Source organism: Sinorhizobium chiapasense (assembly GCF_036488675.1).
GTDB classification, from domain to species: Bacteria; Pseudomonadota; Alphaproteobacteria; order Rhizobiales; family Rhizobiaceae; genus Sinorhizobium; species Sinorhizobium chiapasense.
This window is the reverse complement of the sequence record NZ_CP133148.1, coordinates 1287540-1305465: the sequence shown is the minus strand read 5'-3', so window position 1 is coordinate 1305465 and position 17926 is coordinate 1287540. Positions and strand designations below refer to the sequence as shown.

Genomic DNA, 17926 nt, shown 5'->3' with positions numbered 1-17926 from the left:
CCAACGAATGCGGGTGGTATGGTTGCCGGGCTTCTGCATGACTGCAGCCGCCGATTATTGACGCGCGCCTGATAAATGTTTTTGACGGTCGAGTAAAGGAGAGCCCGTTCAACCGGACAGCATGTCGCGCAGTCCCCGCACCGTGTTCCAGTTGCGGAATGTACCGACGCCTAACCGCTTGGTGGTCAAGATGCCAGGCAGCTTCGACTCGCTTGCTTTTCCGCCGAAATCCACCCAGAGGTCGCCGCGGACGATTTCCATACGCTCACCCCTCGAACAATGGGCGCGGAACATTTCGAGCACGTCCGGGTGAAGTGGTGAGCGCATCACCCGAACATGGACACGGGTCGGATCTGCCTCGCTTTCGGCGGAAAACGGGTTGCTGGCGACAAGCCCCCGCCAATCCTCCCCGCGCCGCGCGATAATGTCGACGTGGCGACCGAACGTCACGGCAAACGCCGAATCCAGCTCGGCCTCGATGTCGGCAATGGGTTTGTCGGGCGCGTCAAATACGATGTTGCCTGTGGCGACAAGGGTGCGTGGCGCGAGATAGCCGAGACGCTCCGCCATGGCCCGCAGGTCAGTCATGACGACACGCCGTTTGTCGCCAAGGATAATGCTGTGCAGCAACGCCACATAGCTCATCGTCCGGTCACGCCCGCCAGAAATCGGTCGCACCCGCAGGCAGCCGCGCCAGCACGCGATCCAGCGTCGTTTCGTCAACGTTCCGACGCAACGCCGCCGCAACGTCAGCGATTGCGGTATCCGGAGAAAGGTTGTGATCGGGGCGGAGCGATTGCACCTCGCGCGTCATCGCAAAGCGACCGGCGAAGGGCATCTGCGGCTCCTCCAGATCCCAGTCGGCGACAAAGATCGCCCGAAGCACCGGCGGCAACACGTTTGCGAAAAGCAGCGCCTCGGGAACATCGAGGCGCCGGCGGAAAGTCTGCAGCACCGCCTCCACCATTGTATAGGCCTCATTGGTGGTCTGAAGGCCGGCGATATCGCGCACGTCCAGAATAAACCGGTCGAAATCCGCAGAAGCCTGCCAGTATTCCATCGGTATCGTCATGGTAGCCGGGCCTCCTCGTCTACTGCCAGTAGCGCCATGGCGCATACCAGTTCTGGCTTGATGTCAGCTCTTCCGGCACCGGATCAAATCCATGGGTTCCCCCAGGGCCGCATCGCGCCACGCGAAAGAGTGTCATCCAGCCGCCGGCCCAGAGGCCATGGCGGGCAATCGCCTCGAATCCGTATTCCGAGCAGGTCGGCAAATGCCGGCACGCGTTGCCGATGAAACTCGACAGCGTCAGCTGATAGGCGCGAATGAGGGCCATGCCGAGTAGCCGACCCGGCGTCTTGCGAAACGGGCCGGACCAGTTCCGCCCCCTGGTGCGAACCGCCGGGCGGACGGCATGATCGTGGTGAGGCTCAGCGCACATTGCTCAGACCGCGGCGGCAAGCCGCCTTGCTTCTATCTGGCCTATGGCGTCGACCACGGCATCGAAAGTGAGCATGGTCGAGGCATGGCGCGCCTTGTAGTCCCGGACGGGCCTCAGGAAACGCATGTCCTCGAAGCGGCCCGACGGGCCCTCGCCGTCCGCCTTGAGCATGGCCAGCATGTCCTCTCGGGCTCTTCGGATTTCACCGGCGTTCGCGCCGACGACATGGCGCGCCATGATCGAGGACGAAGCCTGTCCAAGGGCGCACGCCTTTACGTCGTGGGCAAAGTCGGTCACGACGTCGCCCTCCATCTTCAGCCAGATCCTTACTTTCGAGCCGCACAACTTCGAATGTGCCGCCGCTTCGGCGTCGGCTTCCGCCAACATTCCGATGCGGGGGATGTTGCCAGCGAATTCGAGAATTCTGTTGTTGTAGATGTCATCCATCATTTGACGCGATCCGGCTCATTTTTCGCGGTTTTGGGTAATTGGCGCATGATTTTCTCCGGTACACAGGAAAAAAGCACCGCACTGCACATCCGGCCTCTTTCATCCATGTGGCACCATACTATATGCTATGTCGTGTTGGGGCGACAGTTCCGCAAGGGACCATCTAGTCGCCTGTTGTTTGGGAAACCGTGCCGGACGGTCCAGTGCACTGCTAAGCCAGGACCCGAAAGCCCCGGAGCCCGCCAACGGAACCCAAGCCTGCAGGGTTAGGCGAATGGCCAGTGGCGAGTTGTCCGAAAGATAAAACGTCAGCAATCCCGTATTGCTTAAAGGGGCCATTATGGACGCCATAGTGAAGAATTTTCCTTTGCTCGATGATGCCAGCGGCCGGCCGACCCAGAAGGAGGCCGAGGAAGCTGTTCGCGTGCTGCTGCGCTGGGCTGGCGACGATCCGGAACGCGAGGGTCTCAAAGATACGCCGGCACGTGTCGTCAAAGCGTACAAGGAACTGTTCGGCGGCTACGAGCTCGCGGCAGAAGATGTCCTCGGAAGGACCTTCGAGGAAGTCGCTGGCTATGACGATATGGTGCTGGTGAAGGACATTCCGTTCTTCTCCCACTGCGAGCATCACATGGTGCCAATCATCGGCAAGGCGCATGTCGCCTATATGCCGAACGGTCGTGTGCTCGGTCTTTCCAAGATCGCCCGTGTCGTCGACATCTATGCCCGCCGGCTGCAGACGCAGGAGACGATGACGGCACAGATCGCCAAGGCGATCGACGAAACGCTCGCGCCGCGCGGCGTTGCGGTCATGATCGAGGCGGAGCATATGTGCATGGCGATGCGCGGCGTTCAGAAGCAGGGCTCGACAACGCTGACGACGACATTTACCGGTAGCTTCCAAACCGATCCGGCCGAACAGGCTCGTTTCATGACCATGCTGCGGGGCTTCAAGTAAGCTCCAGCCAAGGAGCTTAAATTATGGCGCTCACCTTCGACGCCCCCTCGGAAGACAAGGCCGTGCTGGAGGCCGGGCCGGCCTTTACCCCGCGCTTCGACGAGAAAGGACTCGTTACCGCTGTCGTCACCGATGCGCACGACGGCGAGTTGCTGATGGTCGCCCATATGAACGCCGAGGCACTGGCCCTGACCATTGAAACCGGCGTTGCGCACTACTACAGCCGTTCGCGCAAGGGTCTGTGGAAGAAGGGCGAGAGTTCGGGCAACCTGCAGACCGTTCAGGAAATACGAACCGATTGCGATCAGGACGCCATTTGGCTGAAGGTGTCGGTGGCCGGCCATGACGCCACATGCCACACGGGCCGCCGCTCTTGCTTCTACCGCACCGTCGGCGTCGAAGAGGGCAAAGCCACGGTGACGATCACGGACAACCACCGGCATTTCGATCCGGCAACGGTTTACAGCAAAAATTAAGCATCTGCGTTTTCTTGGTGCAACCACGTGCTATATTTATTTTTTGGCAACCAAACGGGCGCCTAATCATTAATCATGAAGACGGTTACCGTCGAAACTGCGGCGAAGCGAAAAGTGTTGCAGGCTGTATCTAATGTTTATCGCTCCCGCCAAGATTGACGACGGGATCGGTGGTATATCTCAGTTGGGGTGCCGGTCTTTCAGCAATGAATTATAACAAGACGGCACCATCGCCGGCTTGGCAGGGCCTCCTACAAGACGCGCGCATTTATTAGTCTATTCGGCGATGTTGGAGGTGCCGGATGTTGAACTGGACATTCACGCGTAGCAACCAGATTACCGATCTATCCGACCCCGATGGATCTTCGCTCACAACTGCTCCACCAGCACCCGCTCCCCTACCGACGAAACCGAAAATCGCGATAGCCCTGGGCGGCGGTGCAGCGCGCGGCTGGGCGCATATCGGCGTGCTGCGGGCACTTGATGAGGAAGGTATCGAGGTCGGCATGATTGCCGGCACGTCCATCGGCGCCCTCGTGGGCGGCTGCTACCTCGCCGGCAAACTGGACGAATTGGAGGCCTTCGCCCGTTCTCTCACCGTGCGGCGCATCGCCGGCTTGCTCGATTTTGCGATCGGGGGCGGCGGTTTGTTCGGCGGCCTGCGACTGACCAAACGCATGCAGGAGCACCTGAAGGGCTTCAATATCGAGGATCTCGATCGTCCCTTCATTGCCGTCGCCACCGAAGTTCACAGCGGCCATGAAGTCTGGATCGAAAAGGGTTCGCTTATAACCGCTATCCGCGCGTCCTATGCGCTCCCTGGCATTTTCGAGCCGATCAGCGCCAATGGCCGCGTCCTCGTCGATGGCGCTTTGGTCAATCCGGTTCCGGTTTCGGTGTGCCGCGCTCACGAGCAGCAACTCGTCGTCGCGGTCAACCTCAATTACGATCTCTACGGACGGTCGGCCGTCGTCAAGCACAACGCCGGCATGGAAGCCGTGGATGCGCCGATCAAGGACGGCACCCCCTACTCTGCGCGTCTCGGCATGACGAGCGTCATGGTACAGGCCTTCAACATCATCCAGGATCGTATCTCGCGCGCCAGGCTTGCCGGCGATCCACCCGATCTCGCCCTTCATCCAAAGCTCAACGACATAGGTCTTTCGGAATTTCATCGCGCCGGCGAGGCGATCGACCGTGGCTATCACGAAGCGAAGGCGAAGCTCGCGGAGATCCGACGCATGCAGGAAGTGCTGGTACGCTAAACGCATGAAGCGCGCCGGCCGATCCTCGCATCTTCATAACTGCATAGCGTCTCGAGACACTATTGAGATCTGATAACACGCGGCGCTGTAGGTGCGTGTGGAGGGCGGCATCGCACCGCCCTTCGCTTTAACCTGCGATATAAGCCTTGATCTGTTCGGTCTCGTGCTCCATTGCGCGGATATGGTGCTTCACCACGTCACCGATAGAAACGATGCCAGCCAGCCGACCTTCCCTTTCCACCGGCAAGTGGCGTGCGCGCAGCTTGCTCATCATTTCCATCAGCGTAGCAATGGACATTTCCTCCCGGCAGCAATAGACGTTCTGCCACATGACGGAAGAAACCGGGCTATCGAGACAGGTAGCACCATATTTGGCGATCGAAGCCACGATATCACGCTCCGTCAGAATGCCGACGATTTGATCGTCCGGATCGACAACGACGACCGCCCCGATACGATTGTCATGTAGAAAGGTCGCAGCCTGATGAACTGTCACATCGGGCGTCACAGTCACGACGTTGTGGCCTTTTTCGTTGAGAATCGCTCTTACTGACATCCACACATCTCCCGTTATACTACGCCGGGCCGGTGGGAAGAGGTTCTGGCCGTCTCTTGTGCTTGCAGCGCCGAGCGTAGCTTGATGGTCGCTGTAACACCCCGAGCCTCTGCACAATCAAAGATCTATGCAGAGTTGCCGCAGGAACCCGCCCCAGTATCCGATGTCGATCATCGCCCTCGCGCCTCTCCTGCACGAAACCCGGCCGACACCCAGCCTTGCACGCTCGCCGTTTACAGCACCGCGCGCCTTATCAGACGCACAAGGACGCTGTAGCACTCTAAATTGCTGCATGTTTATCCTTAAATCGGTTGCGATTTAAAGATACATGCAGCAGGCGACCGTAGGGAATGGTGCTCCAGCGACCTTGTGAAATCAAGCCTTGTCACTCAAGCGCCGGGGTCCGTCAGGCATCACATTTGTGAATCCGTCTTGAAACAATTCGGGATCATAAATGCGACTGTTTTTTCGCAGGTTACAGACAGACATCAGCGACAGACCAGGCCCATACACGGATGCGGGCGGTATCCGTAGTCTTAGTCGCGCGGATCAAAGAACCCGAACAGGAGAAAGCCGAAGAGGAACCCGCCGATATGCGCTTCCCAGGCGACACTCCCGGCACCGCCAACGGAAAACACACCGAGCCCGACCAGAAAATTGGTCAGGAACCAGATACCGGTGAAGACCAGCACCGAGCGGTTGGCAAGCGTTTCGGTTAGCGAAAGTCGCCGGTTGAGATGCGCGAACTGGCGGCTGATGCGGCCGCTCGGCGAGAACACGAAACGTGCGGCCGCCCCCATGAAACCGGAAACAACCCCGGAGGCGCCAACCACGACGATAATTTCACCCCAATGAAATACCGTGTGCAACGCAACGGCGGCCGCCGCCGAAAGGCACCAGAACACGGCCAGGCGCACCATGCCGATGCGCCGCACGACCGGCGCCCCGAAAGCAACCATCCAGAAGATATTGAAGATGAGATGCTCCCAACTGCCATGCAGAAACGAATAGGTGACCGGCGTCCAGAGCCAGACGAGCCCTTGTTCCGAAAGCGGGAGGGTGTAACGAACGGGCAGGAAGGCGAAGTTCAGGATCAGTTCCTGATCGGCGGCCGCCGAGAGGAGATAGGTTCTCAACGCGTGAACAGCGATGAGAAACAAGAGGATGCCGGTTAGCCCCGCCGGCAGGTTGAACGCGGGTTCGCGGCCGCGGGCCGTGTCACTCTCGGCATCCGTTTCCGCTGGTGTCGCTAACTGATCTCGTTCCATGCCTGCTCTCTTCCATCGCTGCTGCGCGTTCGCGATCAGGTTCTACGGCAGTACCGCCACCGGATAGCGCGAAGGCATATGCAAACAAAAAAAGACCGTCCAGTAAAAACTGAACGGCCGGTAAGCCCTTATACCGAGCTTCAATTGCGTGCTGAAGGCAAACCTTCGTGAAGTGATGACGTCTAAGTGCCAGCAGGCGGCGCCGAGCGCAATCGAAACCGATCGTTAACCTTAATATCGGCGTGGCACGAAAATCGCTCCACCATTTCTGAAATCGAAGGGGCCGCGCCCGCTGTGCCAATTAGGAGCAGTCGGAGCCCGGATCGACGGAATGAATGGGCCATCATGCGCAACAAAACAACGATAGAGCTGTTCCGATATTGGAACACATTGCGGGGTGAACGGGACCTCCCCCGCCGCGACGAGATAGAACCTCAAGATATTTGTGCGTTGCTGCCAAGCCTGTTCATCCTTGAACGGCAGCCAAGCGGTGACATTCGCTTCCGGCTCGCCGGCACCCATGTCTGCGCTCTTTTCGGTCGAGAATTGCGTGGCCAGCCGTTTGCCGCGCTGTGGCCCGCCGGCGAAGCGAACGAAGCCGTCCGCATCGCCGATCAGGTCATGACGCAACGCTCGCTCGCGGCCCTCTCTGCCTGCGGTCTGACGGCAGGCGGTGAGCGGCTGGAGACCGAGTTGCTGCTGACGCCGCTCGGATCGCCGCAGGGCGGCAGCGACCGCATCCTCGGTTCGCTGGCGCCGCTGTCGCGCCCTTCATGGCTGCATATGACGCCGATTGAATGCCTTGTCGCACAAGGCCTGCAAATTCTCGACAGCGGGCGCGGCGGTCGTTCGGACGTGGCTGAGGCAGCCCATGCTGCCGGTGCCACAACGCGACGTGAAGAAATCGGCCGCAAGGTCCAGCATCTGCGTATCTTCGAAGGCGGACGGGAACGCTGAGCCCTGAGAAGGCAGCCAATCGCGGGCCAACCTTCTATTAACCGAGACCGCCTATAATTTCACAGGCAAGGATACTTCGATTGCAGAGTGACCATGTTCTCGTTTCAGCACGCACAAAACACCGGCCCGAAGCCGCACCAGGAAAGTGCCTTTCAGCGCGTTTCGGTAAATCTTTTGGGAAGGCTGATGCTTGCCAATCGCGATGAATTTGATTGCACCGCGGTCGACATGTCGCCAGGCGACGTGCTCTTTTCCTCGCCCGCCCGCCCACGCGCCGGCGAGCGGATCATCGCCTACATCGAGCATGTCGGGCGTCTCGAAGGCACCGTGTCGCGGCTCGCTGACCACGCTTTCGTCATCCAGCTCAACGCGACGGAGCGCAAGCGCGAGAAGCTGGCGGCGCAACTCACATGGATCGCCAACAAGCATGAGCTCGGCCTGCCGGAGGACCGGCGCCATGACCGCCTCGTACCGCGCAAGATTCTGACCGAACTCACGTTCGGTACCGGCGAAAAATACGTCTGCCGCATTATTGACCTCTCCCTCTCCGGCGCCGCGATCGACATCGAAACCCGGCCCGCGATCGGGACCCCGGTCAAGCTCGGCAACATGAAGGGCAGGATCGTCCGGCATTTCCAGGAAGGCGTGGCGGTCGAATTCTCCGGCATTCAATCTCGCGAAGCCCTGGCCGAATTCCTTTGAGCCATCGGCGGCATGCCCCGTTGGCCGCCGCAGAGAATATCTCTGATATTTCCCCGTGCTTCACACGGCTCCGCCAAGTGGACACCACGGTGCGGCCGCCGGGCAATGGCGTCTTCACGCGATGACGATCGTTCACCGGCGACCGTCCGATAGGAGCCATTGTGAACGCGATGAGCTTTTTCCGGCGTGAGCATGTCTCCACCCTGACATGTCGGTCGAGCGTTTCTCAAATATTTTCCGGAATAATTTCCCGCGTCTTGCCCCTTTCAGCGCAGAATTGGACGTAAATCCCGTTCTTAGCAGTCTCTTTCGGCGGCTTCAGATCTCGCAATACGCCTAGCTCATCGGCACAACCACTCCAGCCACGAGCGGCTCTTCTCGTTAAAATTACCGCTGTTTTTCAGCATGATAACAATGTTGCGCCGCTCCGTAGGCTCTCCAAGCAGGGGAAATTTCATTAAAATTTGAATCGATATTTATTATTATTTGATCGGTTTTTTATTCTTATTTTCTGCGCATACTATTCTTATTTGTACTTGTTTTTACCTCGCTTCTTCGCCGCAGATAAAAAACTCTGTGCCATTGTCGAACCATAACGGGGAGACAACAATGCACAAAGCCATCACCAAGACGATTGCGGTCGCCGCCCTTTTCGTCGGCTTCCTGACCGAGGCAGCCTTCGCCCTTCCGGCGAACATCGCGGTGGGCGGCACCACCAATCCGCCGATCGGTCACTACGAATTTTGCAAGCGCAATGCGTCCGAATGCACCGTCAATGGAACCGACGGCGGCCCGATGGTGCTGACCCGCGAGGGATGGCAGAAAATTCTCGAGGTCAACTATGAGGTCAACCGGGCCGTGACCCCGATGACCGATATGGAAATCCATGGCGTCGAAGAAGAATGGTCCTATCCGGACGCCGTCGGCGATTGCGAGGACTATGTGCTCCTCAAGCGCCGCAAGCTGATCGAGAGCGGCTTTTCTGCCGCCGATCTGTTGATCACCGTCGTGCTGCAACCGAACGGTGACGGCCATGCGGTTTTGACCGTTCGCACCGACCGCGGCGACTTCATCCTCGACAACATGCGCAGCAAGGTGCTTCGCTGGTCGGAGACCGAGTACACGTTCCTGAAGCGGCAGTCTTCCGAAAATGCCGGGCGTTGGGTGAAACTGCAGGACGGCCGCGCCGTGGCAGTCGGCAGCGTAAAGACGCAATAGGGGCGCTCCATCGAACTCCCATCCACCGACGAAACTATCGGGCTTCGGTCAATTCCGCGTCCCCGTGTCAGACCCAAGCCCGCCGGTTCCGTTGTCCCCGGGACCGGCTTTTTCTTTTCCAAGGCGTCGCCCGGCCGGCCCTGACCCGAGGCGCGTTTCATCGAAAATTAACCATCTTCAACGACCGTCGATGGCGACATCCCCGGCCGATCACTTGCTTTCCTCAAGGCCGGAGAGAACGCACAACAAAAGCAACAAGCCGCCGCGACGGACGATCCTGCATGAATGCGCCATCGAGTTGCCCCGAACCGGAATTTTCGCCACTCCTCTCGCCGCGTTTTGTCTACAAGGTTACCGCCGTCGTCGTTCTGCTGGCGGCACTGACCACGATCGTTTCGTTTTCCGGACACCGGCTTGGAGAAAAGCTCGTGCTCGCCGGACACACCTCCAGTCAAGAGATCTACGACATCTTCATCGGACAGGATCACCTGCGACTACCGGCCAACATCATCCGCTTCGAAAGCCAGCGCGCGACCAGCATTGCCGAGCGCATCGACCTTTACCTGACCTGGCCGACGCTAGAGGGCTACGGCGAGAACAGCCGGGACCTGTTCAACTATATCAACCGGCCGGAAAACCTGATCTTTCTGCAACTCTCGCAGAGCACGATGTCGCAAGACATGTCGGGACGGCTGGAGCCTATATATCGCCACATCCTCAGCGAAGAGGTGCAGCCCGGCCCCGCCGACCTGATCCGGCACGACGCCAAGTCGACTACAAGCTACGCTGGCGAAGTTTTCTTCACCGCGGACCGTGCCGGGCGATCGCCCTACGTCTTGCGCTGCACCCTGCCCGCGGACACTGAGGCATCGACCAGCGCCGACTGCCAGCGCGACGTGCATGTTGGCAAGGATCTCACCGTTCTCTACCGCTTTTCAAGCAAGCTGCTGCCGCAATGGCGGATGATCGATGATTCCGTGGAAACCTTCGTTCGCAGCCGACTGGCGCCCTGATTTTGTCCAAGAGTCGTGTTGCAGGCGAAGCGCCGACCCGTTTGGGTCGACCGGTGCCGTTCCCGAACAAACGGCCCGCCCTGGGAAACCAATCATTCATCATAAACCGATTGGTAACGCTATCCCGATACTGTCGCAGGAACGATCGTTCCCGGCGACGCGTCCGGACGGCATCCATGACATGAGAATAAAGAGCAGCGTAGTGTCTCAATCCGTTTTTTTTGATATCGCGAAACGCCCGCTTGGCGCCTTTTCAAAGATCGCAGGACGGATTGTCCTCGCCGGCGCCATTGCCGTATTGGCTCTCACCGCCCCGGCAATGGCCAATCCGAAATACGCCGGTATTGTCGTCGATGCCAAGACCGGCAAGGTGCTTTACGGTGAGGATGCGGACGAGTTGCGCTATCCGGCTTCTCTCACCAAGATGATGACGCTGTATCTGGCGTTCGAAGCGCTCGAAGCCGGACGGATCAGCAAGTCCACGCCGGTTACGTTCTCCAAGAACGCCGCGGCAGAGCCTCCATCCAAATTGGGTGTGCGAGCCGGCCAGTCGATCACCGTCGAGCAGGCGATCCTTTCGCTGGTGACGCGCTCCGCCAACGACGCTGCTACGGCGCTCGGTGAGCTTCTGGGCGGTTCCGAACAGCGTTTTGCCCGGATGATGACCAACAAGGCGCGCGCGCTCGGCATGACGCACACGACCTATCGCAACGCCAACGGCCTACCGAACCCGGACCAGAAGACGACGGCCCGTGACCAGGCGCGGCTCGGCATCGCACTACGGCAGCACTTTCCCCAATATTATGACTATTTCTCTACGCGGAGCTTCCGTTTCGGCAAGCAGACCATCGGCAACCATAACCGCCTTGTTGGCAGTGTCCGCGGGGTCGACGGCATCAAGACCGGTTATACCCGCGCATCGGGTTTCAACCTGGTGACCTCGGCACAGCTCGACGGACGCAGCATCGTCGCGGTCGTACTGGGCGGGACGTCCGGTGGTTCCCGCGACGCCCAGATGCGCAAGCTCGTCGCCAAATACATGCCGGCCGCCTCACGCCGCGGCGGGGGCAACCTCATCGCGGAAGCGCCGACCGCCGAACCGCCCGTCGCGGCCGTCGCGCAGGCTGAAGTGAAGCCGGCGGCAGCGCCCGTCGCGGTCGCCTCGGCTGCAATGGATCTGCCCAACACCGGCCCGGTTCCGGATTTCCGCTACAGTGGCGAAAGCTCAAGCCGTATGGAAATGGCCTACGCGGCAACGCAGCCGGTGTCCGACAATCCGGTGCTTACCGGCAAGATCGTGCCGAACACGCTCGAAGCCCAAAGCGCCAAGCTCGCCGCACAGCCGGCGGCCGCGGATGTCGACACGCAGATCACCAACTCGGTTGCTGCCAGGGCTGAGACCCAGCCGGAAGCAGACGCGCAACCGCAGGGTTGGGTCATCCAGATCGGTGCTACACCCGACAAAGCGCAGGCAATGACGCTTCTCGGCAACGCCAAGGAGAAGGGCGGCAAGATGCTGCGCAATGCGACACCGTTTACCGTCGCCTTCTCGAACGGCGGTGGCCAAGTCTACCGCGCACGTTTCGGCGGCTTCGACGACCAGGACAAGGCCGTCAATGCATGCAAGGTTTTGAAGAAGAAGGGTTTCGCTTGCTGGGCGAGCCAGCAGTAACGAACACGACTTTCTGACGACCGGGTGCGTTTCGCCCGGCCGTCTTCCTCGGATTTGTACAGCGTAACGAGGTTGGTCATGGCAGTGAACGAGAATGTTCCCGGTGTTACCACGATGCCGGGAAAGAAGATGAAGTCTTCGCGCATTGGTCTGCATCCCCTACATGAGGCCGCAATGCGCATCGCCGACATCGGCTTGAACCGCTCGAAAGCGAAGACGCGCGATCTCGTCAGCATGCTTTTAACGCATGGTGCGCGTGCATGGCGCTCGACCCAGCCGCGCGCCGGCATCCACCTGCATGTGACTGCGCCCGGCCGTCGCTATCCGCTCCGATTGCGCATCCACTGACATGCAGTAGATCATTTCACCGTTTCACTGAAACATGAAGTGATCTAACTCTTTGATATTACGCAACTCCGGACGGAAAGCCGTTACACACTTTTCCTGAAATTGCTTAGAGAAGACCGAGTTCCGCCAGTTCGCGCCTGAGTTCCAGCGGCATGTCCGCCTCGCCGGAGGAAAGCGAAGCCAGGTCGCGCGGTGCCTCCTTGTCCTGCAGGTAGCGCCATCCTTGGAAAGCCCGGCGCGGCTGGAGTTCGGTTTCAACCACTTCCGGTCCGAGGATGAGATTGCAGCGGACGATGCCCTCGCCGTCAGTGAATGTTTCGATACCAATCAAAGCCTGCCGGGCCTGCACATGCCCCTTGATCACCCAATAGAGTGAACCGCCGGCAAGGAGTTCCTCAGTACGTTTCGGAACCATCCGGGTCGTATGGAACGAGTGGGGCTCCTGCCCGGCCGCAATCGCAGCCAGCGCCTTGCGCGACACCCAATCGCGCAAGTCCTCGACCGATTCTGCGCCGACACAGAGCTTTATGAGATGCAACGCCATGAGAAACTTTGAACACCCGTCCGCCAACCGTGGTCAAGCGTCTTGAACCAGTTCGTCCACAGGAGCGCCCACCAGCCGACCTCCTGATCCTATGGCAGGATTGGGGCAGAAAAGGCGTTGCCTCCCGCCTCACCGCTCCCGCAACGCGGACGCGTCAGCACTCGACGACGTTCACCGCGAGACCGCCAGTGGAGGTTTCCTTGTATTTCTCATTCATGTCCACGCCGGTCTGCCGCATGGTCTCGATGCAGGCGTCGAGCGGCACGAAGTGTTTGCCATCGCCCTTGAGGGCGAGCGAGGCCGCCGTCACTGCCTTGACGGCACCAAGGGCGTTGCGCTCGATGCACGGCACCTGCACGAGACCGGCGACAGGATCGCAGGTCATGCCAAGGTGGTGTTCGAGCGCGATCTCAGCGGCGTTCTCGATCTGCTCCGGCGTGCCCCCCATCACGGCGGCAAGGCCCGCAGCCGCCATCGCGGAAGCCGAGCCGACCTCGCCTTGACAGCCGACCTCCGCGCCGGAGATCGAAGCATTGTGCTTGATAATGCCGCCAACGGCTGCGGCGGTCAGTAGGTAATCGCGGATGCCCTCCTGATCGGCGTCATCATGGAAATGGAGATAATAGCGGATGGTCGCCGGGACGACGCCAGCGGCGCCATTCGTCGGCGAGGTCACGACCCGACCACCGGCCGCATTCTCCTCGTTGACCGCCATCGCATAAACGCTCAGCCAATCGTTTGCGAGCAGCGGGTTGGTCTTGTTGGATCGCCACTCCTCCTGAAGCTTGTCGTGGATCGAACGCGCACGGCGGCGAACCTTCAGGCCGCCCGGCATGATGCCGTCCTGGCTCAAACCCCGGTCGATGCAACTCTTCATCGCTTCCCAGATGCGATCCAGGCCGGCGTCGAGTTTTTCCCTCGACATAGTGCCCTCTTCGTTCGCCCGCTTCATCTGGGCAATGGTGAGCCCCGAACGAGCAGCCATATCGAGCATCTGCTGCGCCGTCGCGAAGGGATAAGGCACCTTTACGGCCGCCGGCTTGTTCTTGGCGGCGCGCATCGCCTCGAGCTCCGTGTCGGTCACGACGAAACCGCCGCCGATCGAATAGTAGATCCGCTTCAAGAGCAGCCGCCCGTCGCGATCAAGGGCGGAGAAGGACATACCGTTGGCGTGGCCGGGCAGAGGGACTTTTTTGTCGAAAACGAGGTCTGTCTTCGGTTGGAACGCGTAAGGCGGATGTCCGGCGGGCGTGATGCGGCCAGAGCGTTCCACCTCGTCGATGATTGCATCCATGCTGTCGGGATCGACGAGATCCGGACGCTCGCCCATCAGCCCGAGGATAACCGCGCGGCCGGTGCCGTGGCCGATGCCCGTATGGGCAAGCGAACCGTGCAGACTGACCTTGATGGCGGCGACGCTGGCATGTGTCGGTCGCGGCCAGTCATCGGAAAGGATGAGGTCGAGAAACCTGTTTGCCGCCGACATCGGCCCCATCGTGTGCGAACTCGAAGGACCAATACCGATCTTGAAGACGTCGAAGACGGAAAGAAACATAAACTGCCTGCCCCGGAGCACGGAAACGCCGTCAGGTACGCCACCCGAAGCGCCAGCCGATGATTACAAGGCCGACGCCCACTCGGCTCCTCTTCGAGAGCCAGCGATGTCGGCTATTCCATAGATATAGGATCAAACCGTAAGCTATCCCATCCCCATTGATCAGGCGATCAACCGACATCCGATTCTGTTCGTGCGACATGATGCAAAGCGCGTCGCGAGAAGGTCGCTATAGAATCAGAACGACGCGGTCCTTGGGACCGCGTCGCCCTGATGGAATGCCTCGATCTCAAAGGCCGCCGAAAAGATAGGCCAGGACGAGAACGCCGACGAAGCCAGCCAAGGCGCGAACAGTCACGCCCCAGCACGACTTCTGTATTGTATTGTCCATGATGTCTCCGAGTGCCCAGAGGTCGGCGGGCGTTGCATTCGCTGCCCGCGCATGCGCCATGCATACTGAAGAATGTGTAGCGCCGCAACGTCGAAATATGGCAAAATCGTGTCAAGGCGACAGAGGCCCCAAACAGCACGGGAGAGCGCCTAATTCGCCGAACAGAGTCGATCGGCAAGGCATACAGGGGCGCCGATCTTGCATTTTCAAACAGCCATGCCAAAAACGCGTGCATGACCTTCGAAGATTACATCGCACTCGGCATCTTCGTCCTGTTATGGGGCGGCTTCAACTGGGCAACCGACGCCCGGCGCAAATTCAAGCGTGTCAGCCTGACCCGGCTGATGAACGAAAACCGCCGACGATGGATTCGCAACTCGCTCAACCGCGACCTGAAAATGATCGACACGCAGATCATCGCCGGGTTGCAGGCGGGCACCGCCTTTTTTGCCTCGACCACCATCTTCGCGCTCGGCGGCTGTTTCGCGCTGCTCGGAGCGACCGACCAGGTGCAGATGATCTTCAACGACCTTCCGCAGGTTTTCCGCGGCGGCCGGACAGGTTTCGAGCTGAAGGTCGGCGGCCTCACCTGCCTCTTCGGCTACTCCTTCTTCAAATTCGGCTGGTCCTATCGCCTGTTCAACTATTGCTCCATCCTGATGGGCGGCGTTCCGATGACGGCGGACATGACGCGCGACCGGCAAGCGGCTGAGCAGGCCGCCGAGCGGGCAATCCGCATGAACATCCTGGCCGCCAAACATTTCAATGCCGGACTGAGGGCGATCTTCCTGTCGATCGGCTATCTCGGCTGGTTCATCAGCCCCTATGTCTTCATCGTTCTGACCGGCTTCGTCATCTTCGTGCTGGTCCGTCGACAGTTCTTCTCCGAGGCGAGAGACGCTCTCGTCGAGGATGCCTCCGAGGCTTCCAAGCACTAAGATCTGCGCCAAAGTAATACGCGCTGCTCCTCATTCGAAGAACATCCACGCGTGGCCGGCGCAAGCCAGACATGCGAACTTATCGCGAAAACAGGATGGCAAGAGCCGATGTCGGAAAACACAGCAACAACGGTTACCGAGACTCGACGCGCATCGCCCGAGACCAAAAAGCGTCATCGGATCGCTCTTCTGGACGCGCTCCGGGGCTCGGCGCTCGTCGCCATGGCGATTTATCATTTCGTCTGGGATCTCGAATTCTTCGGTTATGTGGCGGCGGGGACGGCGGCGACGGGCGGCTGGCGGCTTTTCGCCCGCCTCATCGCGAGCAGTTTCCTGTTTCTGGCGGGCTACAGCCTGGTGCTCGGCCAGCGGCCGAATTTTCGTCCGCGCGCCTTTGCGCGCCGCTTCGTGAAGATCGCTGGCGCTGCGTTGCTGATCAGCGTTGCGACCTGGTTTGCCATCCCGAATTCTTTCATCTTCTTCGGAATCCTTCATTCGATCGCGGCGGCAAGCCTTGTCGGCCTCCTGTTCCTGCCACTTCCCGCGATCGTCTCCTTTGTTGCCGCCGCGGCGGCCTTCGCTGCGCCGCTCTACCTGCGCTCGGCGATCTTCGATGTGCCGCTGCTGTGGTGGGTTGGGCTTTCCGAGACGATCCCGCGTTCGAACGACTACGTGCCTCTCCTTCCCTGGCTTGCCCCCTTCCTGATCGGCATCGGAACGGCAAAGCTGCTTCACCCCTTGCTTGTCAACCGAGGGACGTCCACCAAACGGGAGGAAAGCAACCTGTGGATCAGGCCGCTCGCCTTCGGCGGCCGTCACAGTCTGGCCATATACCTCGCACACCAGCCGCTGCTCATCGGCCTCGTCTATCTCGTTGCCCAGATCGCACCCGCCGCAGCGCCCGACCCGGAACAAGCCTACCGCGCAAACTGCGTGGCGGCCTGCAACCGCGCAGACCCCACCGCGCCGTGCGAAGCCTTCTGCGGCTGCACGCTCGACCGGTTGAAAGAACAAAGCCTTTTCCAGGACTTAAACATGGGCAAGATCGACGTGAACACGGACGAACGCATTGCGCGAATCGCCCGTCAATGCACAATGGACGTGCAATCAGGGGACTAGGACATGAATGCCTATCGTGCCAAGCCGCTGAATTTCCCCTGGCCCGCCGTGCTTTATGGCGCGGCAGTCCTGACTGCTTTGATGGTCAATCGTTTCTTCCCGATCCCGGTGGCGAATGGGCACGGCTGGTTTGCGTGGCTCATTGGCGGCGCACTGATCTTCACGGCGATCTCCATCGACCTTTGGGCCGTCAAGACGCTGCTGGACCGGCATACCGCGATCCTGCCAACCCGGTGCGCCACCTGCCTCGTTACCTGCGGCCCTTTTCGCTTCACGCGCAATCCGATATATCTCGGTTACACGCTGCTGATGATCGGCATTGGATTGATAACGGCCAACCCATGGCTTTTTATCGCGGCGATGGCGGCTGTCGCGCTGATGACCGTCTTTGTCATCCGCAATGAAGAGAGACATCTGCTGTCGCGCTTCGGTTTCGAATTCGAACGCTATTGCCGTCGCACCGCTCGGTGGATCTGAGGCCGAAAGCAAAAAAGGTGGCACCCGGCCACCTTTGAACAAACCAATTCGCCCGCCTTAAAGCGCGTCGCATTCAATCGAGTTCATGCGACGCCCTTCAGGTCTTTGTTTTTTATGCATGTCGTTGCCCCAAAACCGCCGCACACTTTTGGGCAACATGCATTAGGTGCCAACGCCGATCTCCGCGAGACGCGTCAGGCAGGCTTCCTCGACATTGTCGAGCTCGGCGAGCGTATCATCGATATCCTTGCGCTTCTGCCGCAGTTCCTCGCGCTTTTCCTCGACGCGCGTCATCAGGAGCTGGAGCTGGCCCATCTCGCCCGGCGGATCCTTGTAGACCTGGATGATCTCGCGAATTTCGGCAATGGTGAAACCGATGCGCCGGCCGCGCAGGATTTCCTTGATGAGGTGACGGTCCGCCGGCCGAAAGAGTCGTGTGCGGCCGCGGCGCTCCGGATGAATAAGGCCTTCATCCTCGTAGAAGCGCAGCGTTCTGGTTGAGATGCCGAATTCCCGCGTTAGCTCGGTGATGCTATAGTATTTGTTCACGCCGCCGTCCCATCAAACTCCGAGGCAT

At 59.8% G+C, this 17926-nt stretch carries 21 protein-coding genes; 12 read left to right on the top strand and 9 right to left on the bottom strand.

All coding sequences use genetic code 11. The features are described 5' to 3' along the window. Positions 1-108 precede the first annotated feature (108 nt). Genes RB548_RS06315 through RB548_RS06300 form a run of 4 tightly spaced genes read right to left on the bottom strand, consistent with a single transcriptional unit; the run spans position 109 to position 1892 of the window. Entirely contained in the window at positions 109-645 is a 537-nt protein-coding gene (locus RB548_RS06315) for a DUF1697 domain-containing protein (protein ID WP_331374123.1), read from the bottom strand. 7 nt (positions 646-652) lie between these two features. After that, positions 653-1072, bottom strand: coding sequence for a DUF2267 domain-containing protein (locus RB548_RS06310; RefSeq protein ID WP_331374122.1), 420 nt, complete (start codon positions 1070-1072; stop codon positions 653-655). Positions 1073-1091: 19 nt separating this feature from the next. Continuing rightward, positions 1092-1442, bottom strand: coding sequence for a membrane protein insertion efficiency factor YidD (gene yidD, locus RB548_RS06305; RefSeq protein WP_331374121.1), 351 nt, complete (start codon positions 1440-1442; stop codon positions 1092-1094). 3 nt (positions 1443-1445) lie between these two features. Continuing rightward, entirely contained in the window at positions 1446-1892 is a 447-nt protein-coding gene (locus tag RB548_RS06300) for an iron-sulfur cluster assembly scaffold protein (protein WP_331374120.1), read from the bottom strand. Positions 1893-2232: 340 nt separating this feature from the next. Between RB548_RS06300 and folE the strand changes: the two genes are divergently transcribed. The 3 genes from folE (at position 2233) to RB548_RS06285 (ending at position 4591) form a co-directional block, all read left to right on the top strand. After that, complete coding sequence (gene folE, locus RB548_RS06295; protein ID WP_225167185.1) at positions 2233-2850, top strand: GTP cyclohydrolase I FolE; 618 nt, start codon at positions 2233-2235, stop codon at positions 2848-2850. A gap of 23 nt (positions 2851-2873) precedes the next feature. Then, a complete protein-coding gene (gene hisI / locus RB548_RS06290) occupies positions 2874-3326 on the top strand; it encodes a phosphoribosyl-AMP cyclohydrolase (RefSeq protein ID WP_331374119.1) in 453 nt (150 codons plus the stop codon). 302 nt (positions 3327-3628) lie between these two features. After that, entirely contained in the window at positions 3629-4591 is a 963-nt protein-coding gene (locus RB548_RS06285) for a patatin-like phospholipase family protein (RefSeq protein ID WP_331374118.1), read from the top strand. Between the two features lie 127 nt (positions 4592-4718). Here the strand turns inward: RB548_RS06285 and RB548_RS06280 are convergent, their stop codons facing one another. Together RB548_RS06280 and RB548_RS06275 are read right to left on the bottom strand one after the other, a co-directional pair. Beyond that, positions 4719-5147 carry a CBS domain-containing protein gene (locus RB548_RS06280; protein ID WP_331374117.1) on the bottom strand — a complete coding sequence of 143 codons (429 nt, stop codon included), beginning with the start codon at positions 5145-5147 and terminating at the stop codon, positions 4719-4721. Between the two features lie 536 nt (positions 5148-5683). Then, positions 5684-6415 (bottom strand): rhomboid family intramembrane serine protease, encoded by a 732-nt coding sequence (locus RB548_RS06275; RefSeq protein ID WP_331374116.1) that lies wholly within the window; start codon positions 6413-6415, stop codon positions 5684-5686. Positions 6416-6760: 345 nt separating this feature from the next. On the opposite strand from RB548_RS06275, the gene RB548_RS06270 reads away from it, so the two are divergent. The 6 genes from RB548_RS06270 (at position 6761) to RB548_RS06245 (ending at position 12325) form a co-directional block, all read left to right on the top strand. Next, positions 6761-7372 (top strand): PAS domain-containing protein, encoded by a 612-nt coding sequence (locus RB548_RS06270; protein ID WP_331374115.1) that lies wholly within the window; start codon positions 6761-6763, stop codon positions 7370-7372. A 93-nt stretch (positions 7373-7465) separates the two neighbouring features. Further along, entirely contained in the window at positions 7466-8074 is a 609-nt protein-coding gene (locus tag RB548_RS06265) for a PilZ domain-containing protein (protein ID WP_331374114.1), read from the top strand. Positions 8075-8683: 609 nt separating this feature from the next. Continuing rightward, on the top strand, positions 8684-9292 hold the full coding sequence (locus RB548_RS06260) for a transglutaminase-like cysteine peptidase (RefSeq protein ID WP_331374113.1): 609 nt from the start codon (positions 8684-8686) through the stop codon (positions 9290-9292). A 281-nt stretch (positions 9293-9573) separates the two neighbouring features. Beyond that, on the top strand, positions 9574-10305 hold the full coding sequence (locus tag RB548_RS06255) for a hypothetical protein (RefSeq protein WP_331374112.1): 732 nt from the start codon (positions 9574-9576) through the stop codon (positions 10303-10305). A 181-nt stretch (positions 10306-10486) separates the two neighbouring features. Continuing rightward, positions 10487-11977, top strand: coding sequence for a D-alanyl-D-alanine carboxypeptidase (locus RB548_RS06250; RefSeq protein WP_331374111.1), 1491 nt, complete (start codon positions 10487-10489; stop codon positions 11975-11977). 78 nt (positions 11978-12055) lie between these two features. Continuing rightward, positions 12056-12325 carry a hypothetical protein gene (locus RB548_RS06245; protein ID WP_331374110.1) on the top strand — a complete coding sequence of 90 codons (270 nt, stop codon included), beginning with the start codon at positions 12056-12058 and terminating at the stop codon, positions 12323-12325. Between the two features lie 106 nt (positions 12326-12431). Here RB548_RS06245 and RB548_RS06240 read toward each other — a convergent pair whose 3' ends face one another. Further along, the gene (locus RB548_RS06240; RefSeq protein WP_331374109.1) at positions 12432-12869 is read right to left on the bottom strand and encodes a DUF1489 family protein; all 438 of its coding nucleotides are present in this window, start codon (positions 12867-12869) and stop codon (positions 12432-12434) included. Between the two features lie 154 nt (positions 12870-13023). Then, positions 13024-14424: an L-serine ammonia-lyase gene (locus tag RB548_RS06235; RefSeq protein ID WP_331374108.1), complete on the bottom strand. Its 1401-nt coding sequence runs from the start codon at positions 14422-14424 to the stop codon at positions 13024-13026. Positions 14425-15048: 624 nt separating this feature from the next. Here RB548_RS06235 and RB548_RS06230 point away from each other — a divergent pair. The 3 genes from RB548_RS06230 (at position 15049) to RB548_RS06220 (ending at position 17349) form a co-directional block, all read left to right on the top strand. Then, positions 15049-15753 carry a DUF599 domain-containing protein gene (locus RB548_RS06230; protein ID WP_331374107.1) on the top strand — a complete coding sequence of 235 codons (705 nt, stop codon included), beginning with the start codon at positions 15049-15051 and terminating at the stop codon, positions 15751-15753. Between the two features lie 108 nt (positions 15754-15861). Then, positions 15862-16872: a heparan-alpha-glucosaminide N-acetyltransferase gene (locus RB548_RS06225; RefSeq protein ID WP_331374106.1), complete on the top strand. Its 1011-nt coding sequence runs from the start codon at positions 15862-15864 to the stop codon at positions 16870-16872. A 3-nt stretch (positions 16873-16875) separates the two neighbouring features. Beyond that, positions 16876-17349, top strand: coding sequence for a methyltransferase family protein (locus tag RB548_RS06220; RefSeq protein WP_331374105.1), 474 nt, complete (start codon positions 16876-16878; stop codon positions 17347-17349). A 162-nt stretch (positions 17350-17511) separates the two neighbouring features. On the opposite strand, the gene RB548_RS06215 is transcribed toward RB548_RS06220, so the two are convergent. Next, complete coding sequence (locus tag RB548_RS06215) at positions 17512-17898, bottom strand: MerR family transcriptional regulator (protein WP_136504391.1); 387 nt, start codon at positions 17896-17898, stop codon at positions 17512-17514. Positions 17899-17926 lie beyond the last annotated feature (28 nt).